Origin of the sequence: Curtobacterium sp. MCSS17_016 (assembly GCF_003234255.2) — a bacterium.
Taxonomy (GTDB): domain Bacteria; phylum Actinomycetota; class Actinomycetes; order Actinomycetales; family Microbacteriaceae; genus Curtobacterium; species Curtobacterium flaccumfaciens.
Window position 1 is genome coordinate 444264 of record NZ_CP126254.1, and the last position, 17395, is coordinate 461658.

Sequence of the window (17395 nt, forward strand, 5' to 3'; positions counted from 1 at the left end):
CGGGGGACAGTATCGGCCCCGCTGGCCACGATCGGCCATCGGCTGTTACGTTCGCCGGGACGAAGGGGGCTTCGATGATGAACTCGAGCAAGTACCTGCCGCCCTACACGGCCGCAGAACGCGTCGCGATCACGGGGGACGACCTGTCGCAGCGGACCGTCGAACCGGGCAGCGGCGCCACGGAGACCGAGGTCCGGTACGCGGACTTCCTCGCGGACGAGGACGACGAGTGACCGGGGCGGTCTGAGCGCCTGACCGACCGACGCGACCGACAGGAGCGAACAAACCCGACGGCCCGCACGCTGGATCAGGGAGCGCACGGACCGTCGCCGGGGCACGTGATCCGCCGGTTCAGGGAGACCGACCACGAGGCCCCGCACCGGGCTCGCCGAAGCGCGACCGGTGGGTCCACTGGGGAGACGTGCCGAGTGACCGGATCGTCACACGAGCGGCAAGAAGAATCGCCGGGCGACCTCGATGGTCGCCCGGCGATCTCGTCTGTCCCGGGGGGATCCTGTCGGATCAGGACGGGGTCAGGCCGCGGGTGCAGGGCCGTCGGAGGGCACCGCGTGGTCGGCCACGGGTGCGTCCTCTTCGATGAGCTCGTCCTCTTCCGGCTCGACCACCTCGGCCGCGGCGGCCTTGGCCTCGTCGATGGACTCCTGGGAACGGCGGAGCAGGTCGTCGTCGTGTGCTGCCTGATCGGTCATGCCCAGCAACCTACGCGGGCGTCCCTGTGTCGGCGTCCCGCCGGCGGGCTCCGTTCGTCGGGTCGTGCCGGCCGGTGTGCGGTGGCTCGAAGTCCACCGCGGACGTCGGTGCGGGCGTCGAGGGCATCGCCGGGGCGGCCGGCGCGCCGAACGCGTCGGCGGCGTCGAGCACCGCACGGGTGGCGGCCACGGCCGTCCGGAGCGCATCGCGGACGGGCATCGCCCGGTGCGCCGGGGTCCGGACCTCGACGCCCCACGGCTCGTCGAACCCGAGCTCGCGCACGGTCCGCACGAAGCCGGGCAGGTCCCACGCTCCGGCACCGGGCAGGTACCGTGCCGTCCGGGACTCCTCGGCGAGGGTCATCCCGCTCGGGGTGTGCAGCAGCCCGTCGCTCAGCTCGACGGCTGCGAGGACCCCCGGTGCGACACCCTGCCGGATCGACGCGAGCGTGGAACCGCCGCGGAGCGCGTGCATGGCGTCGATGAGCAGGCCGCCGTTGGGGTGTCCGGCAGCGGCCACGAAGCGGGAGGCCCGTTCGATCGTGGGCAGGTTCGACCACGGTTCCGGTTCGAGCACGAGCTGTGCTCCGACCGCCTCGGCCTGGTCGGCGAGCACGACCCAGTCGTCGGCCATCGTCGCGGGGGAGGCTCCGGGCAACGAGGTGTCGGCGCGCGCCACCACCTGCCAGGCGCTCAGCGTCGCCGCGGCCTCGAGCACGACCCCGCGGTCTGCGTCTTCGTCCTGGGTGCGGCTCGTGCACGTCCACCACCGGTCGAGTGGTCCGAGCTGGACCCAGACGATGCCGGCGGCGTCGAGCATGCGCCGCAGCTCGGCGAATCCCGTCGTCGCGCGGACCTCGTGCAGATCGTCGAGGGACAGCGACAGGCCGGCGAACCCGGCGGCGCCGACGGCGTGCACGCGGTCACGGATGCTCTCGTCGCCCGCCCACGTCCAGGACGTGGCGAGCAGGTCGTGTTCCAGCACGGTCGTACCTCCGGCAGTCCCGAGGTGTCCGCGTCGCCCCGTCGCGATGCGCCGCCCCGTGTCCGCCGCGGGCCCCACCCGCGACGATGCCCAAGACTTACCCGTACTGCCTGCGAACGCTCCCAGCCCGTCGACACATCGCCGACACGTGCTTCAGACGATCCGGGTCCGGACCTCGCCGACGCCGGCGATCGTGCCGACGAGCACGGCGCCGCGTTCGAGCACGCCGACACCGTCAGGAGTGCCGGTCATCACGAGGTCGCCGGGCGCGAGCGCCACGGACCGTGACAGCGCCGCGATCGTCTCGGCGACCGACCAGATCTGGTCGGCCAGGTCGCCCGACTGCCGGAGTCCCCCGTCCACCGTCAGCTCGATCGCGCCGCTGGTCGGGTCGACCTCGGCCGCCGGGGTGAGCACGCCGATCGGTGCCGAGGCGTCGAAGCCCTTGGCCGTGTCCCACGGGCGCCCGAGTCGCTTCGCCTCGGCCTGCAGGTCGCGGCGGGTGAGGTCGATCCCGACGGCGTACCCCCAGACGTGTGCGAGGGCGTCGGCGACTGCGATGTCCGTGCCGCCGGTGCCGATCGCGACGACGAGCTCGACCTCGTGCTCCAGTTGCTGCGTCAGCGGTGGGTACGGGGTGTCGGCCCCGTCGACCACGACCGCGTCTGCCGGCTTGGTGAAGAAGAACGGCGGCTCGCGGTCCGGGTCGTGGCCCATCTCGCGGGCGTGCGCGGCGTAGTTCCGGCCGACGCAGAACACACGGCGGACGGGGAAACGCGCGCCCGTCGTCGTGGGCACGGTCGGGAGGTTCGGGGCCGGGATGACGAGTTCGGTCACGGTCCCAGCGTGGCAGGCTCGCAGGGCATCGGTTCAGCTCTCACCGAAGGACGCCTCGTCCTTGAGCTTCCGCGCCCGTGCGCGCTCCTGGCGTTCGCGCCATTCGATGCGCGCCTGACGGAGCTCTTCCTCGGCGCCCTTCGCCCGCATCATGGGCCCGTAGTGCGGGTCCGCCAGCAGTGCGGGCGTCGTCATTTCACGTCCGTCGAGCCAGCGCTTGAAGTCCTTGTCACTCAGCTTCGAGATCATCGTTCGCTCCTTCGATCGTCGCTGCGGTCAGGTCGTCGAGTGCCTGGCCGACCCAGCGGTCGTCCGCGGTCGTCCAACTGCGGGTCACCAGCGCAGCGACATCACACCGGCGGCCGTCCGCTGTCCTTCGTCGTCCGAGGTCGCCCGGTCGGCGACCCACGACCAACGCTGCCACCACAGGTCGCGGTGCGCCGAGAACTCTGCATTTCGCCGTCCTGCGCGCCCGTCGAGCACCGAGGCGACGAGCGCACCCAGCGCGACGGACGCGCTCGTGACCGACACGAGCGCGCTGATCCAGCCGATGTCCATGCCGGAACCCTGACAGCACGGAACCGGCCACGCGGCGGGCGTGACCGGTCCTGTGGAGGGCGCTCCGGGCCTCCAGGCCTGTGGAGGAGTGCGTCAGTTGCCGGGCGCGGCCGCCTCGGTCTCGCCCGCACCCGGGTCGCCGCCGGTCCCGCCGCTGGCGGGCTCGTCCTGCGGCCAGCCCGCGAACTCCCAGCCCGCGAGGGACGGGTGGTCCTCGCCCTTCGTGTACGCGAACGTCCGCGCGGCGTCACGCGCCTCGGACAGCTTCGTGAGCAGATCGGCGTGCGCCTCGGCGTCCACCCGCGTCAGGGCGTCGTGGGCCAGGGCGAATCGGTCCATCTCGTTGCGCATGAGCATGTCGAACGGTGAGGTCGTCGTGCCCTGCTCGAGGAACCCGTGCACGTGCAGGTCGTCGTGCCCGTTCCGGCGGTACGTCAGCTGGTGCACGAGGGTGGGGTACCCGTGGAACGCGAAGACCGTGGGCGTGCCGGGCAGGAAGAGCGCGTCGTACTGCTCGTCCGGGATCGGGTGCTCGTGCTTGCGCGGGTCGCCGAGCGCCAGCAGGTCGACGACGTTGAGCACGCGGACCCCGACGCCGGGAGCGTGCTTCCGGATGATGTCGGTGGCGGCGATCGCCTCGACCGTGGGGACGTCACCGGCGCAGGCGAGCACGACGTCGACCTTCCCGACGGCCTGCTCCGTGCCGGCGAAGTCCCACACGCCGAGTCCGGCCTGCGCGTGCGCGACCGCGTCGTCGAGGGACAGGAAGACCGGCTCCGGGTGCTTGCCCGCGACGATCACCTCGATGCGGTCCGTGGTCTCCATCGCGTGCGCGGCGACGGCGAGCAGCGTGTTGGCGTCGGCCGGCAGCTTGATCCGGACGAGGTCCTGCTGCTTCGACGCGACGACGTCGAGGAACCCGGGGTCCTGGTGGGAGAACCCGTTGTGGTCCTGTCGCCAGACGTGCGACGAGAGCAGGAGCGACAGGTTGGACACCGGCACGCGCCAGTCGATGTCGGTCGAGGACTCCAGCCACTTGGCGTACTGCCCGACCATCGAGTCGATGATGTGGGCGAACGCCTCGTAGGTGTTGAGCATCCCGTGCCGACCGGACAGCACGTAGCCCTCGAGCATCCCCTCGAGCAGGTGCTCGGACAGGACCTCGGTGACCCGCCCGCGTGCGGCGAGGTGCTCGTCGCCGGCGGCGCGCTGGGCCCGCCAGACGCGCGAGGTCACGTCGAAGACCGCGTCGAGCTTGTTCGAGATCGTCTCGTCCGGGCCGAACAGCCGGAAGGTCGAGGCGTTCTTCTCGATGAGTGCGGCGAGCCAGGGGCCGAGCGTGCCCGTGGCCGACGCCGTGGAACCGGCCTCGACCGCGTACGGCTCGAGCGGCGGCCGGTCGAGCGCGGTCCGCAGTCGACCGCCGTTGCCGTGCGGGGTGGCGCTCATCCGCTCGTCGCCGGTCGGACGGATCGTGGTCATGATGCCGACGGGGTGGCCGTCCTCGTCGAAGAGCTCCTCGGGGCGGTACGAGCGCATCCACTCCTCGAGCTGGGCGCGGTGGCCGTCGTCCTCGCGCACCGCGGGCAGCGGCACCTGGTGCGCGCGGAAGGTCCCCTCGACCTGCTCACCGTCGACCTCCTTCGGGCCGGTCCAGCCCTTCGGGGTGCGCAGGACGATCATCGGCCAGCGCGGACGCAGGTCGGCAGCACCGGCGGGCTGGCCCGCGGCGGCACGGGCGGCCTGGGCGCGGGCAGCAGCCTGGATGTCGTCGATGCCGGCGAGGGCGCGTCTCAGGGCACCGTCGAACAGGGCGTGCACCGCGTACGGGTCGTCGTCGACGCGGCGGGAGTCGACCACGATCGGGTCGTAGCCGAGCCCGCGGAAGTACGCGGTGAGGTCCTCGTCGGGGATGCGGGCCAGGACGGTCGGGTTCGCGATCTTCCAGCCGTTGAGGTTGAGGATCGGCAGCACGGCGCCGTCGGACACCGGGTCGAGGAACGTGTGCGCCTGCCACGAACCGGCGAGCGGACCGGTCTCGGCCTCACCGTCACCGACCACACACGCGACGACGAGGTCCGGGTTGTCGAGCGCCGCACCGTAGGCGTGCGACAGCGAGTAGCCGAGCTCACCACCCTCGTTGATGGAGCCGGGGGTCTCCGGGGCGGCGTGGGAGGGGATGCCGCCGGGGAACGAGAACTGGCGGAAGAACCGCTGCAGGTCGACGTCCTGGTACAGCTCGTTCCACGTGCCGTCCAGCCAGGCGTTCGCGTTCATCGCCGGACCGCCGTGCCCCGGGCCGCAGATGTACAGGAACTCGCGCCCGGTCTCCGTGATCAGCGCGTTGCAGTGCGCGTACACGAGGTTCAGTGCGGGGGAGGTGCCCCAGTGGCCGAGCAGCCGCGGCTTGACGTCGTCGGGTTCGATCGGCCGGCTGAGCAGCGGGTTGTCCAGCAGGTAGATCTGCCCGACCGTCAGGTAGTTCGCGGCGCGCCACCAGGCGTCGACCGCCCGGAGCCGGTCGGTGGTGGAGATGTGTGCTGGAGCCATGGGTACACGGTACGAAACACCGGGTTGCGGCACCTCAGGAAACTCGTCCCAAACCGTTCGGGCGGGGGCGCCGAATGACTTGCACAGGGCAAAAGCCCAGGGCGCTCTCCGGTCACAGTTGGCCGGTACTCAGTATGTGCACAGTGCACATTCGGCCACCGGCCGGAGCGCCTCTAGAGCAAAGGACTGATCACGATGCGTAAGAGCCTCAAGACCTCCATCACCCTCGCCACGACCGGCGCCCTCGTCCTCGGCGGTGCCGCGTTCGGGATCTCCTCCGCCCAGGCCGCGACCCCGAACGTGCACACGGTGTCCTCGTCGTCCGAGTCGAAGATCCCCGCACCCGTCGCCTCGGTCCCCGAGGTCCTCGGTGGCTCCACCGCCGTGAAGCTCGACTCCGGCTTCACCGACGCCCTCACCGCCCTCAAGCTCACCCCCGGCGTCTCGGGCGACGCGACCCTGGCTGACGGGTCGGTGTCGTTCCCGATCACCGCCGGGTCGGTCACCTACTGGTCGCCGGATGGCAACTACCGCCCGTACGTGCAGGGCCTGCTGAACCACGACGACTCGGGGCTGACCCTGAAGGCCGGGGACACCACCGTCACGCTGGAGAACTTCGTCGTGAACCCGGGCTCGTCCAAGCTCTACGGCGACGTCCTCGTCAACGGCAAGGTCGCCGCGGCCAACGCGTTCCTGTTCGAGCTGCACGGCGGCTCCCTCAAGCCCCTCCAGCTCGAGGGCGACAACGCCATCCTCACCGGCACCACCGTCCACATCTCCGAAGACGCCGCCGGCCTGCTGAACAAGACCTTCGGCACCGACGCCGTCAAGCGCGGCCTCCTCGTCGGCACCGCCACCATCACCGCACAGATCAAGTAACACCCCGCACCACCACAGTCGGCCCGGACCACGCAGCAGCGCGGTCCGGGCCGACTTGCGTTGCGGCTCGTGCGTCGTGCGGTACCGGGCGTACCTGGCGGAACCGGGCATACGTGGCGGAACCGGGCGTACCTGGTGGAATCGGGCGTACCTGGTCGGTTCTTTCGACCAGGTACGCCCGTTCTTGCGAACCACCGCGCGCGCGATGGGAAAGAACGGGCGCACAGACGGACGGGAGGCCCAGTGCCAGCTGGCACCGGGCCTCCCGTCCGTCAGGTGCGGACGCCGGGCCGGCGGCCGCCGTCGTCATGGGCTGGGCGACACCTCACGGGCTCACGTCCGCGAGAACTGTCGCTCAGCGCGAAATCGCGCCCGGACCCCACCGCACCGCACCGCACCGCGGTACCGCTCAGCGCCGCCGCCACCACCGCCGCGGCTTCGCCTCGAGCCGCGCCTGCTCCGCAGCCCGCGCGGCCGAAGCCATGCGCACCTCGCGGCGTTCCCGCCAGGCGAGCACCTCGGCCTCGACGTCGCGCATCGGCGTCACGACCGGCGGCCCGCCGAGCAGCTGCCGCCGGGCCTCCTTCACCCGAGCGTTGAAGTCCACCAGGACGTCGCGCACGTCGGTCTCGAGCGACAGGGCGTCGAGGGCGTCGTCGAGTTCGGCGTCCTCGGTCCGGAGCGCCAGGGCCGGCGGCGCGATGCCCCGGATGTCCTCACGCTCGATCTTCGACTTGATCCACCAGTCCGGGTCGTGCTGCCCGTCGAGGCCCGGCAGTGGTTTGCCGTGGTACGGGTTGCCCTCGAAGACCCCACGGCGCTCGGCCTCCTCGATCTGGGCCCGGGCATGCGCGGCGACGTCGGCAGCCTTGAGCAGCCGACGTTCCTCGCGTTCCGACCGCACCTCGTCTGGGTCGAGCGACCCCCGCTCGATCTCCTGGTCGACGAGCTGCTGGTAGCGGTAGCGGGCGGCCCTGCGGAGCCGGTCCATCCGTGCATCGACGTCGTTCATCGTCAGACCATGATGCCCCGCGCCCCCGACGGGCCGCCCAGCCCGGTCAGGACTTCTCTGAGACTTCTTCGATGGTCAGCGCGGCCTGGATGAGCGCCAGGTGCGACAGCCCCTGCGGGATGTTGCCCATGAAGTCCCCGTCGACGGCGCTGAGCATCTCGCTGTACAGGCCGACGTCGTTCGCCTGCGCGACCATGTCGTCCATCAGCTGCTTCGCGTCGTCGATGCGTCCGACGCACGCGAGCGCGGCGGCGAGCCAGAACGAGCACGCCACGAAGGGGGACTCCTCGTCCTGGATGCCGGAGTACCGGTACACGAGCGGCCCGTGCTGCAGCTGCTCCTCGATGGCCCGGATCGTGGACTCCATGCGCGGTCCACGGTCGAACGCCGACATCGCGTGCAGCAGGATCGAGCAGTCGAGCGCGTCGGTGCCCGGGTACATGACGTAGTGGCCGAGTTCCTCGTTCCACCCGTTCTCGGCGACCCAGTCCTCGATGAGCTCGCGGTTCTCGATCCACTTCTCGCGCGGGCCGTCGATCATCCCCGCGTCGTGCAGCTCGACCGCCGCGTCGAGCGCCTGCCAGCAGCCGATCTTGCTCGTCGTGTAGTGCTGCGCCTCCTGCAGCTCCCACATGCCCGAGTCGGGCTCCACCCAGCGGTGACATGCGTCATCGGCCAGGTCCTGCAGCACCGAAGCCGTCTTGCGGTCGAGCACGTTGCCGGCTCGGACGTACTGGCGCATGATCTCGAACACGTCGCCCCAGACCCCGAGCTGCAGCTGATCACCGGCGCGGTTGCCGATCGTGACCGGTCCGATGCCGTTCCAGCCCGGGACGTCGCGCTCCTCGACGGTGTCGCTCTTCGACCCGTCGAGTCCGTAGAAGATCGGCATCGTCTCGTCGTGCTCGGCGATCGTGCGCATCACCCACGACACGGCGGCGTGCGTCTCCTCGCGCAGGCCGAAGCGGGTGAGCGCGTGCACCGTGTACGCCAGGTCGCGCACCCAGGCGAACCGGTAGTCCCAGTTCTTCCCGCCGGTGCGGTCCTCGGGCAGGCTCGTCGTCGGGGCCGCAGCGATGGCGCCGGTGGGGGCGAAGATCAGGAGCTTCAGGGCGAGGGCGCTGCGCTGGACGGCGTCCGACCAGGGGCCGTCGTAGCTGAACTCCTTCGACCAGGTCGACCAGTTCTCGATCGTGCGGTCGACCCCTTCGAGCGTGCGCTCCGGCTCGGGCAGGAAGATCGGCTCGTCGTACGTGCCGACGATGGTCAGGATCGACTTCGAGCCCTCGGTCGTCGAGAACCGGCCCGAGAACCGGGGCCCGTCGTCGTGCACCGGTTCGAAGCCCTGCTCGACGATCGCTATGGTCACGCCGTCGACGCCGATCACCGTGCCGTTCGCGGTGTCGAGTCGGCGCGGTTCCGCGGTGTTCAGGATCGTGCCGGGCACGACCGCCCACTCCATCTCGACGGAGCCTTCGACCCCCTGCACGCAGCGGCCGATCTCGGCCCAGGGCAGCCGTCCGGCCACTCCGGTGACCATGGCGTCGGTCACGGTGGCGGTGCCGGACGAGGTCGTCCAGGTCGTCACGAGCACGTTCGTCCCCGGCAGGTAGGCGCGGGACACCTGCGCCTGGTCGTCCACCGGCCGCAGGGCGACGTGTCCGCCGTGCTCGGCGTCGACGATGCTCGCGAACACCGGCGGTGAGTCCATCGACGGGATCGGCAGCCAGTCGATCCGGCCGTCGAGCGCGATGAGGGCGACCGTCCGCCCGTCGCCGATCGCACCGTACGAACGGAGCGGGACGTACCCGTTGGTCCGTTCCTCGTTCTCGGTCGCGTCGGGGGTGTCTCGCGTGCGCTCGGTCATGCGTCCAGCCTGCCCCGGCCCCGGCGGCGACCATCAGGCGCACGTACCCCTCGTGGAGAACGCACGCCGGGCCTCCCGCCTGTGGAGAACCGACGCGGACCCGCCGACACGCTGACGCGACTTGCGCATCCCGGGCGTGTCGCACTAGCGTCGTCCTCCTGCCGATCAGGCAGACCGCCCGCCCCGGGCACACCGGAAGGACCGCGCATGCGCGCCGTGCAGCACAACGAGGAACGCGTCGAGCTCCAGCTCGCCGCGGCCGCCGTGCTGCCCGAGCAGCAGTGGTCCCTCCGCTATCCCGCGTAGGCACGCGACGTCCCACGACGCCCCGTGCCCACCCGGCCCGGGGCGTTCGTCAGCACCGCTTCCTTCCGTCCGCCACGTCCGGCGACGACCAGGAGGCTCGGCGTACGACCGTCTCGGACCGTCACCTCGACCGTCACGAAAGCGAGACGACTCCATGAAGAAGATCAACGACCGGCTGCTGAGCTGGGCCTCGATGCTCGAGGACAACACCGAGCAGCAGGCCCGCACGACCGCGCGCATGCCGTTCGTGTTCCCGCACCTGGCCCTCATGCCCGATGCACACCTCGGCCTCGGGGCCACCGTGGGGTCCGTCATCCCGACCCTCGGCGCGATCATGCCGGCGGCCGTCGGCGTGGACATCGGCTGCGGCATGATCGCGGTCCGCACGCAGTTCACCGCCACCGACCTGCCCGCCGACCTGCAGGGCCTGCGCGAGCAGATCGAGCGCGCGATCCCGCTGTCGGCCGGTGCGTCGAACCGGAAGATCGTGGCGACCGCCGCACCCCGGATCGCCGAGCTCGAGGCGATGGCCGAGACCGCGGGGTTCGACCCGGACGGCGTGCACGGCGGGTGGCGGAACCAGCTCGGCACGCTCGGGTCCGGCAACCACTTCATCGAGGTCTCCCTCGACGAGCAGGACCGGGTCTGGCTCTTCCTGCACTCCGGGTCGCGGGGCGTCGGCAACAAGATCGCGCAGCGCCACATCAAGGTCGCCAAGAAGGCGATGGAGCGGTGGTGGATCCAGCTGGCGGACCCCGACCTGGCGTACCTGGTCGAGCACACGCCGGAGTTCGACCGGTACATCGCCGAGCTGCGGTGGGCCCAGCACTTCGCGCTGCTCAACCGCGAGGAGATGATGGACCGCGTCGTCCGGCAGCTGTCCGAGGCCGTCGGCACGCCCGTCGACGAGCGCGAGCGGATCAACTGCCACCACAACTTCACGCAGCGTGAGACGCACTGGGGCAAGTCCGTGTGGGTCTCACGCAAGGGTGCGATCCAGGCGAAGGCCGGTCAGCCCGGCCTGATCCCCGGGTCGATGGGCACCGCGTCGTACGTGGTCGAGGGGCTCGGCAACAAGCCATCGCTCGAGTCGTCCCCGCACGGTGCGGGTCGGCTGTTCTCGCGGAGCGCTGCCCGGCGGACCTTCACCCACGAGCAGCTGCGCGAGGCGATGACCGGCATCGAGTACCGCGACACCGACGCGTTCCTCGACGAGATCCCGGCGGCCTACAAGCCGATCGACCAGGTCATGGCGGACGCCGAGGACCTCGTGTCGATCCGGCACACCCTGCGGCAGGTCGTCAACGTGAAGGGCGACTGAGACGCGCCCACCGGCGGACCGCACAGCCCCGGCGCGCCCCGGACAGGACGGCACGCGTCGGGCACGCTGGTGCGTGATGAGCGACAAGGCGGAGCACGCAGCGAAGGAAACCGGACGACAGGTCCGGCGGGCGGCCGACAGCCGCTGGTTCGAGGTCACGGCACGCGCCGGGTTCGTCGGCAGCGGCATCGTCCACCTGCTGATCGGGTACCTGGCGATCCTGCTCGGGATCGGCAACGCGTCCTCGGGCGGCGAGACGGACCAGTCCGGTGCGCTGCAGCAGATCGCCGCGGTCCCCGGCGGGGTGTTCCTGCTCTGGCTGATCGCCGTCGGCACGGCCGCACTCACCGTGCGCCTGGTCGTCGAGGCGATCGTCGGCGGCCGTTCCGACACCACCCGGGGCTGGCTCGCCCGGCTGAAGGACGTCGCGAAGGCCGTGGTCTACGGCGTGATCGCCTACTCGGCGGCCTCGTACGCGCTCGGTGCCGGGTCGAGCTCGAGCAGCTCGTCGCAGAGTGCCGCGGCGAAGACCCTGGCGACACCGGGCGGAGTGTTCGTGCTGGTCCTGGCCGGGGCGATCGCGGTCGCGGTCGGCATCGGGCTCGTGGTGATCGGCTGCCGCCGGTCGTTCCGGAAGCAGATCACGCGACCGTCGGGTCAGCTCGACCGCGTGGTCACCGTGCTCGGCGTCGTCGGGTACGTCGGCAAGGGCGTCGCCGTGGTCATCGTGGGCGTGCTCATCGCCGTCGCGGGGCTGCAGAGCGACCCCGACCAGGCCACCGGCCTCGACGCCGCGTTCGACGCGGTGCGGAGCATGCCCGGTGGGGTGTTCGTCCTCGTCGCGATCGGCATCGGGTTCCTGGCCTTCGGCGTCTACAGCTTCTTCCGCGCGCGGTTCGCCCGCCTCTGACCCGCCGGCGCTGCCGCGCTGGCCGCCGACGCACGCACGCCTGAGCGAGCACGGACCGCCCCCGCGGTAGACGGGGTCGATGAGCACCAACGTCACGACCGGCCCCGCGACCGTCTTCGCCGACGCCCGAGCGGTCCTCGCCGAGAGCATCGTCTGGGACCCGTCCGCACAGCTGCTCCGGTGGGCCGACATCACCCTCGGCACCCTCAACACCGCTGAGGCCGACGGCACCGTGCGCTCGAGCGTGCCGCTGCCGCCCCCGCTGGCGAGCTTCCAGCCCCGGGCCTCCGGCGGGTTCGTCGCGGCCCTCGGCGACACCGTCGTGGTGACGGACGAGCAGGGATCCGTGGAGCGTGAGATCACCCGCGTCACCCACAGCACCTCGGGCAACCGGTTCAACGAGGGCAAGTGCGACCCGTTCGGCCGGTTCCTGGTCGGCAGCATGAACGTGACGACCGGCGAGCCAGACGCAGCGCTCTACTCGATCGAGGCCGACGGCACGACCCGGGTGCTCCGCGGCGGCTTCGGCGTGACGAACGGCATGGAGTGGTCGGAGGACGGCAGCACGATGTACGTCACCGACACCAGTGCCTCGACGGTCTTCCGGGGGTCGTACGGCCCGGACGGCGAGCTCGGCGAACTCGAGCCGTTCATCGTCGGTCAGGCGCACGACGGCATGGTCCGCGACGACGAGGGCTGCTTCTGGAGCGCGATCTACGGCGGGTCCCGCGTCGAGCGCTACGGGCCGGACGGCTCGCACCTGGAGACGGTGGAGCTCCCCGTCGCCAACCCGACGTCGGTGGCGTTCGGCGGCCCGGACATGTCGACGCTCTTCGTCGGGACGGCCCGCGAGAACCTCACCGAGCAGGACCTGGAGCAGGCGCCCCGGTCCGGGGCGGTCTTCGCGGTGCCGACGACGGTGCACGGGTTCCCCGCGAACACCTTCAGCGGCTGAGCACGTCGTCGCCGCCCGCGCGGACGGCGGCCGGGTATCCTGGGCGACCGCCCGACCGGAGGAGACCCACGTGGACGACGAACGCCAGGCACCGCGGCCGGACCCGGCCGGCGAGCTCGCCCAGGCCGAGGACGCCGACGTCACGGTGCAGGTGGACCGGGTCGCGGTCGACGGCACCTACGTCCGGGTGAGCTCGATCGGTGAGCCGGGCGAGCGGGCCTTCCTGCTCGTCGCGGGGCTCGGCATCGCCTCGACCTACTACGAGCGGCTCGCCCCGCACCTCAACGAGAACGGGCCGGTGCACGCGCTCGACCTGCCGGGCTTCGCCGGGGTCCCGCGGTTCCGCGGCAAGGTCTCGATCGAGCGCTACGCCGACGCGGTCGAGCGGGTCATCGACGACCTCGGGCTCCAGGACCCGGTCCTGGTCGGGCACTCGATGGGCACGCAGGTCGTCACCGAGGTCGCCGCCCGCCGCCCGGGGATCTCCGACCTCGTGCTCATCAGCCCGGTGGTCGACTCGTCGGCACGCACGGTGCGGCAGTCGGCGTTCCGGTTCCTCCGGTCGACGCTGCACGAGCCCGCCGCGGTCCGCTGGCACGGCATCACGGCGTACGCACTGTGCGGGTGGCACTGGTTCCGGAAGGTCCTGCCGCGGATGATCGCGTTCCCGATCGAGGAGCGCGCCGCCCACGTGCAGGCCCGCACCCTGATCGTCCGCGGTGAGCACGACGCGATGGTGCCGCGGGACTGGGTCCGTCGGCTGGCGCGGGTGTTCCCGTACGCGGTCCTCCGCGAGGTCGTCGACGGCGCACACTCGGTCATGCACGCACAGGCCGACGCGGTCGCGCGGCTCGCCGTGGCGCACGTCGACCACCGGATCCCCGACCGGGGCGTGTCGTCGCTGCAGCGGGTGCGCGACCACTCGACGTCGTCGGACCTGGCGCGGCTCAGCCCGGGGGACGCCTGGTTGCTGGTCAAGTCGCGCTTCATCGAGCTGTTCGGGATGGCCCGGAACGACGACGAGACGCTCGAGGCGGCCAAGTCCGCGCACGCCGTCGCGATGGCGGACGGCGACGACCTGCCGGTCGACCCGGCGGACCGCCGGGCGGTCGTCGACGAAGTCGCGCCGGAGTCGAAGTAGCGAGCACGGTCGAAGTAGCCAGCACTGTCGAAGCAGCGTCCGCCGCGATCTGCGGGTGACCGCCTGGAGGCCCGGTGCCGGTCCGACGGACGGGCACCGGGCCTCCAGGCCGTCGCGACCAAAGCGACGGGCGAGCGATCAGGGCGTGATGCGGCCCGGCAGCATGTCGGGCGTCAGCGCGTTCGCCTCAGCGAGCACCTTGCGGGCCTCGTCGGTCTTGTCCCACACGTTCCAGAGCAGCACACCCCGGACCGTGTCGTCGTCGTCCAGGTAGTAGACGACGCCGGTCACGGTGGGGTCCTGCCAGTCCTCGACCGTGCGGAGCTTGGAGCTGACCTGCCCCACGGCCTCGTACCCCATGTCGAAGACGTCGGAGTAGAACATCGGCGTGTGGTCGTAGGTCTCGTCGGCGTCGGCCAGGTTGCGGCCGGCCTGCCGACCCTGCTGCTGCGCGTTGTCGACGTGCTCCACCCGGCGGGTGCCGAGGATCCGGTCCGGGTACTCGGCGACGTCACCGGCGGCGAACACGGAGTCGTCGTCGGTGAGCAGCGTCGAGGTCACCACGATGCCGTCGCGGACGGTGAGGCCGGCGTCGGCGGCGAGCTGCGTCGCGGGTTCGATGCCGAGTCCGGCGACGACCGCGTCGGCCTCGACCACGGAGCCGTCGTCGAGCGTCAGCCGCACGCCGTCGGCCGTCTCGGTGCCCTCGGACACCCGGCGGCCGGTGCGGAGCTCGACGCCGTGGTCGACGAAGCGCTGCTGGAACGCCCGTGCCAGGTCCTCCGGGAACATCCGTCCGCCGACGACCTCGTCCGGGTCGACCAGCGTGACGCGTGCGCCGTTCTGCACGATGCCCGCCGTGATCTCCTGACCGATGTACCCGCCGCCCACGACGGCGACGTGTGCTCCGGCGTCCGCGAGTTCACGCAGCCGGCGGTAGTCCGACGCGCTGCGGTAGTCGAGCACGCGTGCCGACGGGGACAGCCCCGGCAGCCCGCGTGGCTTCCCGCCGGTCGCGAGCAGGAGCCGCTCGTAGCCGTGGGTCGCGCCGTCGGCCGTCGTGACGGTCTTCGCGGCACGGTCGATCGCGGTGACCGCGGTTCCCAGGACGAACTGCGCCCCGGTCTCCTCGGTGTGCAGGTCGACCTTGTCGTCCCAGCTGAAGTCCGGGTCGGTCCAGAGCTTCTTCGAGAGCGCGGGCCGGGCGTAGGGCCGGTCGACGTCCTCGCTGAGGATGCCGATCGACCCGTCGGTGTCGAGCTCGCGGATGCCACGGGCAGCGGCGTCGGCGACCATCCCGCCGCCGACGATGAGGTAGCGGAAGTCGGTCATGACGCCTCCTGGCGGTGCTGTGGTGCCACGATCAGATCGTGGCGACCGAGCCGGAGTCGACCCGGTAGTTGGCGCCGTTCACGAAGCTGGCGAGGTCGGAGCACAGGAAGGCCACGACGTTCGCGACCTCTTCCGGCTCGCCGCGGCGCTTGAGCTCCATGTACGGCCGCTCCTCTTCGAGGAAGCTGCCGATGGCCTCGTCGAACGAGGTCCCGCGCTGCTTGGCCCGCTTGTCCATCATCGCGTCGGTCATCGGCGTGTGGATGAACGCGGGGGAGACCGTGTTCACCAGCAGGCCCTCGGAGGCGTAGGAGCGCGACAGTCCCTTCGCGAACGAGAGCACCCCGGCCTTGGCGGCGCAGTAGGGCAGCTCGTCGTCGTACGGCTGCGAGGCGTCCTCGGACACCAGGTAGACGATGCGTCCCCAGCCGCCCTGTCGCAGGTCACCGATGAACTCGCGGGTGATCCGCACCGGCCCCATCAGGTCGATGTCGATCGTCTCCGCCCAGCCGGCCTCGTCGATCTCGTGGAACATGCCCTGGGCGCCGGTGACGCCCGAGGACTGCACCAGGATGTCGATCTCGCCGACGGCTTCGCGCACCTTGCCGTGCAGGGCGGCGAGGCTCTCGGCGCTCCGGACGTCGGCGGCGAAGGCGTGCAGCTTGCCGAGCGGCGCCTCGAGCTGGTCCGCACTGGTGTCCAGACGGCTCTGGTCGATGTCGGTGACGACCACGGTCGCACCCTCTGCCAGGAGGATGCGCGCCGTGTTCCAGCCGATGCCGGAGTCGCCGCCGAAGACGAGTGCGGTCTTGCCCTGGATACCGAGGTCCACCCGGGCCCCTACGCGTGTGCCGACGCGTCGGCGACGGCGGGCGTGGTCGCGGATGCCAGCGGGGTGCTGGGTGCGCGGTTCTCGGCGGAGACCATCCACGCGAGCTGCTCGAGGCGCTCGATGAAGCCGTGGAGCAGGTCCGCGGTCGTCGGGTCTTCTTCGTCGACCTCGTCGTGGACGTCGCGCATGGTGCCGGTCGCCTGGTACAGCCGGAGCGTGACCTGGTCGATCGCGTCGTGCGTGGTGATCTCGCCCGAGGGGAACGCGTCGAGGTGGCTGCCCGCGGAGACGGTCGCCGAGCGGCCGTCCGGCACGAGGTACAGCGCGCGCATGCGCTCGGCGGTGTCGTCGGCGAACTCACGGGCCGCGTCGACGATCTCGTCGAGCTGCAGGTGGAGGTCGCGGAAGTTGGTGCCGAGGATGTTCCAGTGGGCCTGCTTGCCCTGCAGGTGCAGGTCGATGAGGTCCACGAGGACCGCCTGGAGGTTCTTGGCCATCTTGTCCGAAGCGTGCATGGTTGTGGCTCCTTTCGCGTCGGTGTGACCGTTCCGGTCTACGCGGTGCCGCAGTGCGCGCTCTCAGTGCGCTCGGAGGCAGCGTCCCCCGAGGTCGTCCGGTGCAGGGCTGCTCAGTGCGACGGCGCGGGGTCGACCTGGTCGACGGCGTCGCGCATCTGCTCCAGGAAGCCGGCGACGATCCGCGCCTCGGACGCGGGGAGCCCCTCGGCGATCGACATCATCCGGCGGTGCATCACGCCGAGGGTGGCGCGGACCTCGTCGTCGGTCTCGGTCGTCGGCGTGATGACGAGGGCCCGGCGGTCGGTGGGGTGCGGGTCCCGGCGGACGTGGTTCGACTTGACCAGGCGGTCGATGAGGATGGTCGTCGAGGCCGACGAGATCTTGAGGTACGCGGCGAGGTCCTTCGGGCTCACGGCGGTGCCGGAGCGCTGCGCCTGCAGCAGGAAGCGCACGGCGAGCAGGTCGGTCTCGCCCATGCCCATCGAGTCACGGGTCCGGCGGCGCATGGCCGTCTCAGCGGATCGGTACCGGCGCAGGGCGTTCAGCACCGCGACCCCGCGTTGGGTCGCGTCGTCGTCCGGGAACCAGTACCCGGACGCCTCGGTGATCTCCTGCGTGGACATGGCGTTCAGGGTAGCCCGTCTCGTATCTCGGCCGTCGAGCGAACTCCCGGGTTCTGCGG

At 71.3% G+C, this 17395-nt stretch carries 18 protein-coding genes; 6 read left to right on the top strand and 12 right to left on the bottom strand.

What is annotated here, in order from left to right; genetic code table 11:
* The first annotated feature begins 74 nt into the window (after window positions 1–74).
* Window positions 75–233 carry a hypothetical protein gene (locus DEJ19_RS02235; RefSeq protein ID WP_181441570.1) on the top strand — a complete coding sequence of 53 codons (159 nt, stop codon included), beginning with the start codon at window positions 75–77 and terminating at the stop codon, window positions 231–233.
* 300 nt (window positions 234–533) lie between these two features.
* Here the strand turns inward: DEJ19_RS02235 and DEJ19_RS02240 are convergent, their stop codons facing one another.
* The 6 genes from DEJ19_RS02240 to DEJ19_RS02265 all read right to left on the bottom strand — a co-directional run bounded on the left by DEJ19_RS02240 (window position 534) and on the right by DEJ19_RS02265 (window position 5640).
* Window positions 534–710 (bottom strand): hypothetical protein, encoded by a 177-nt coding sequence (locus DEJ19_RS02240; RefSeq protein WP_181433403.1) that lies wholly within the window; start codon window positions 708–710, stop codon window positions 534–536.
* Window positions 711–720: 10 nt separating this feature from the next.
* Window positions 721–1695 (bottom strand): sugar phosphate isomerase/epimerase family protein, encoded by a 975-nt coding sequence (locus tag DEJ19_RS02245; RefSeq protein WP_181441571.1) that lies wholly within the window; start codon window positions 1693–1695, stop codon window positions 721–723.
* Window positions 1696–1848: 153 nt separating this feature from the next.
* On the bottom strand, window positions 1849–2532 hold the full coding sequence (locus DEJ19_RS02250; RefSeq protein ID WP_111233632.1) for a fumarylacetoacetate hydrolase family protein: 684 nt from the start codon (window positions 2530–2532) through the stop codon (window positions 1849–1851).
* Between the two features lie 33 nt (window positions 2533–2565).
* Window positions 2566–2781 carry a hypothetical protein gene (locus tag DEJ19_RS02255; protein ID WP_111233633.1) on the bottom strand — a complete coding sequence of 72 codons (216 nt, stop codon included), beginning with the start codon at window positions 2779–2781 and terminating at the stop codon, window positions 2566–2568.
* 84 nt (window positions 2782–2865) lie between these two features.
* Complete coding sequence (locus tag DEJ19_RS02260; RefSeq protein WP_111233634.1) at window positions 2866–3090, bottom strand: hypothetical protein; 225 nt, start codon at window positions 3088–3090, stop codon at window positions 2866–2868.
* 93 nt (window positions 3091–3183) lie between these two features.
* The gene (locus DEJ19_RS02265; protein ID WP_111047858.1) at window positions 3184–5640 is read right to left on the bottom strand and encodes a phosphoketolase family protein; all 2457 of its coding nucleotides are present in this window, start codon (window positions 5638–5640) and stop codon (window positions 3184–3186) included.
* A 195-nt stretch (window positions 5641–5835) separates the two neighbouring features.
* Here DEJ19_RS02265 and DEJ19_RS02270 point away from each other — a divergent pair, with 195 nt between their 5' ends.
* Window positions 5836–6519, top strand: a complete 684-nt coding sequence (locus tag DEJ19_RS02270; protein ID WP_110865654.1) for a hypothetical protein — start codon at window positions 5836–5838, stop codon at window positions 6517–6519.
* 409 nt (window positions 6520–6928) lie between these two features.
* On the opposite strand, the gene DEJ19_RS02275 is transcribed toward DEJ19_RS02270, so the two are convergent.
* Both DEJ19_RS02275 and DEJ19_RS02280 read right to left on the bottom strand, forming a co-directional pair.
* Window positions 6929–7531, bottom strand: coding sequence for a DnaJ family domain-containing protein (locus tag DEJ19_RS02275; RefSeq protein ID WP_111233091.1), 603 nt, complete (start codon window positions 7529–7531; stop codon window positions 6929–6931).
* A gap of 46 nt (window positions 7532–7577) precedes the next feature.
* The gene (locus DEJ19_RS02280) at window positions 7578–9398 is read right to left on the bottom strand and encodes a glycoside hydrolase family 15 protein (RefSeq protein WP_111233092.1); all 1821 of its coding nucleotides are present in this window, start codon (window positions 9396–9398) and stop codon (window positions 7578–7580) included.
* 460 nt (window positions 9399–9858) lie between these two features.
* On the opposite strand from DEJ19_RS02280, the gene DEJ19_RS02285 reads away from it, so the two are divergent.
* The 4 genes from DEJ19_RS02285 (at window position 9859) to DEJ19_RS02300 (ending at window position 14031) form a co-directional block, all read left to right on the top strand.
* A complete protein-coding gene (locus DEJ19_RS02285) occupies window positions 9859–11025 on the top strand; it encodes an RtcB family protein (protein WP_111233093.1) in 1167 nt (388 codons plus the stop codon).
* 76 nt (window positions 11026–11101) lie between these two features.
* Entirely contained in the window at window positions 11102–11935 is an 834-nt protein-coding gene (locus tag DEJ19_RS02290) for a DUF1206 domain-containing protein (protein ID WP_111233094.1), read from the top strand.
* Window positions 11936–12014: 79 nt separating this feature from the next.
* Window positions 12015–12890 (top strand): SMP-30/gluconolactonase/LRE family protein, encoded by an 876-nt coding sequence (locus tag DEJ19_RS02295; protein ID WP_111233095.1) that lies wholly within the window; start codon window positions 12015–12017, stop codon window positions 12888–12890.
* 70 nt (window positions 12891–12960) lie between these two features.
* A complete protein-coding gene (locus DEJ19_RS02300; protein ID WP_111233096.1) occupies window positions 12961–14031 on the top strand; it encodes an alpha/beta fold hydrolase in 1071 nt (356 codons plus the stop codon).
* A gap of 138 nt (window positions 14032–14169) precedes the next feature.
* On the opposite strand, the gene DEJ19_RS02305 is transcribed toward DEJ19_RS02300, so the two are convergent.
* From DEJ19_RS02305 to DEJ19_RS02320, 4 genes are all read right to left on the bottom strand, one after another.
* Window positions 14170–15363: an NAD(P)/FAD-dependent oxidoreductase gene (locus DEJ19_RS02305; protein WP_110864985.1), complete on the bottom strand. Its 1194-nt coding sequence runs from the start codon at window positions 15361–15363 to the stop codon at window positions 14170–14172.
* Window positions 15364–15394: 31 nt separating this feature from the next.
* Complete coding sequence (locus DEJ19_RS02310; protein WP_111233097.1) at window positions 15395–16195, bottom strand: SDR family NAD(P)-dependent oxidoreductase; 801 nt, start codon at window positions 16193–16195, stop codon at window positions 15395–15397.
* An 8-nt stretch (window positions 16196–16203) separates the two neighbouring features.
* Window positions 16204–16710 (bottom strand): Dps family protein, encoded by a 507-nt coding sequence (locus tag DEJ19_RS02315; RefSeq protein ID WP_017886495.1) that lies wholly within the window; start codon window positions 16708–16710, stop codon window positions 16204–16206.
* 113 nt (window positions 16711–16823) lie between these two features.
* Complete coding sequence (locus DEJ19_RS02320) at window positions 16824–17336, bottom strand: MarR family winged helix-turn-helix transcriptional regulator (protein ID WP_111024711.1); 513 nt, start codon at window positions 17334–17336, stop codon at window positions 16824–16826.
* Between the last annotated feature and the right edge of the window lie 59 nt (window positions 17337–17395).

What these genes read in the sequence shown, in the direction of transcription:
- DEJ19_RS02265 (WP_111047858.1), bottom strand. Translation starts at nt 5,640, where the DNA reads ATGGCTCCAGCACACATCTCCACCACCGACCGGCTCCGGGCGGTCGAC.
- DEJ19_RS02295 (WP_111233095.1), top strand. Translation starts at nt 12,015, where the DNA reads ATGAGCACCAACGTCACGACCGGCCCCGCGACCGTCTTCGCCGACGCC.
- DEJ19_RS02290 (WP_111233094.1), top strand. Translation starts at nt 11,102, where the DNA reads ATGAGCGACAAGGCGGAGCACGCAGCGAAGGAAACCGGACGACAGGTC.
- DEJ19_RS02280 (WP_111233092.1), bottom strand. Translation starts at nt 9,398, where the DNA reads ATGACCGAGCGCACGCGAGACACCCCCGACGCGACCGAGAACGAGGAA.
- DEJ19_RS02255 (WP_111233633.1), bottom strand. Translation starts at nt 2,781, where the DNA reads ATGATCTCGAAGCTGAGTGACAAGGACTTCAAGCGCTGGCTCGACGGA.
- DEJ19_RS02270 (WP_110865654.1), top strand. Translation starts at nt 5,836, where the DNA reads ATGCGTAAGAGCCTCAAGACCTCCATCACCCTCGCCACGACCGGCGCC.
- DEJ19_RS02275 (WP_111233091.1), bottom strand. Translation starts at nt 7,531, where the DNA reads ATGAACGACGTCGATGCACGGATGGACCGGCTCCGCAGGGCCGCCCGC.
- DEJ19_RS02320 (WP_111024711.1), bottom strand. Translation starts at nt 17,336, where the DNA reads ATGTCCACGCAGGAGATCACCGAGGCGTCCGGGTACTGGTTCCCGGAC.
- DEJ19_RS02315 (WP_017886495.1), bottom strand. Translation starts at nt 16,710, where the DNA reads ATGCACGCTTCGGACAAGATGGCCAAGAACCTCCAGGCGGTCCTCGTG.
- DEJ19_RS02240 (WP_181433403.1), bottom strand. Translation starts at nt 710, where the DNA reads ATGACCGATCAGGCAGCACACGACGACGACCTGCTCCGCCGTTCCCAG.
- DEJ19_RS02235 (WP_181441570.1), top strand. Translation starts at nt 75, where the DNA reads ATGATGAACTCGAGCAAGTACCTGCCGCCCTACACGGCCGCAGAACGC.
- DEJ19_RS02285 (WP_111233093.1), top strand. Translation starts at nt 9,859, where the DNA reads ATGAAGAAGATCAACGACCGGCTGCTGAGCTGGGCCTCGATGCTCGAG.
- DEJ19_RS02305 (WP_110864985.1), bottom strand. Translation starts at nt 15,363, where the DNA reads ATGACCGACTTCCGCTACCTCATCGTCGGCGGCGGGATGGTCGCCGAC.
- DEJ19_RS02260 (WP_111233634.1), bottom strand. Translation starts at nt 3,090, where the DNA reads ATGGACATCGGCTGGATCAGCGCGCTCGTGTCGGTCACGAGCGCGTCC.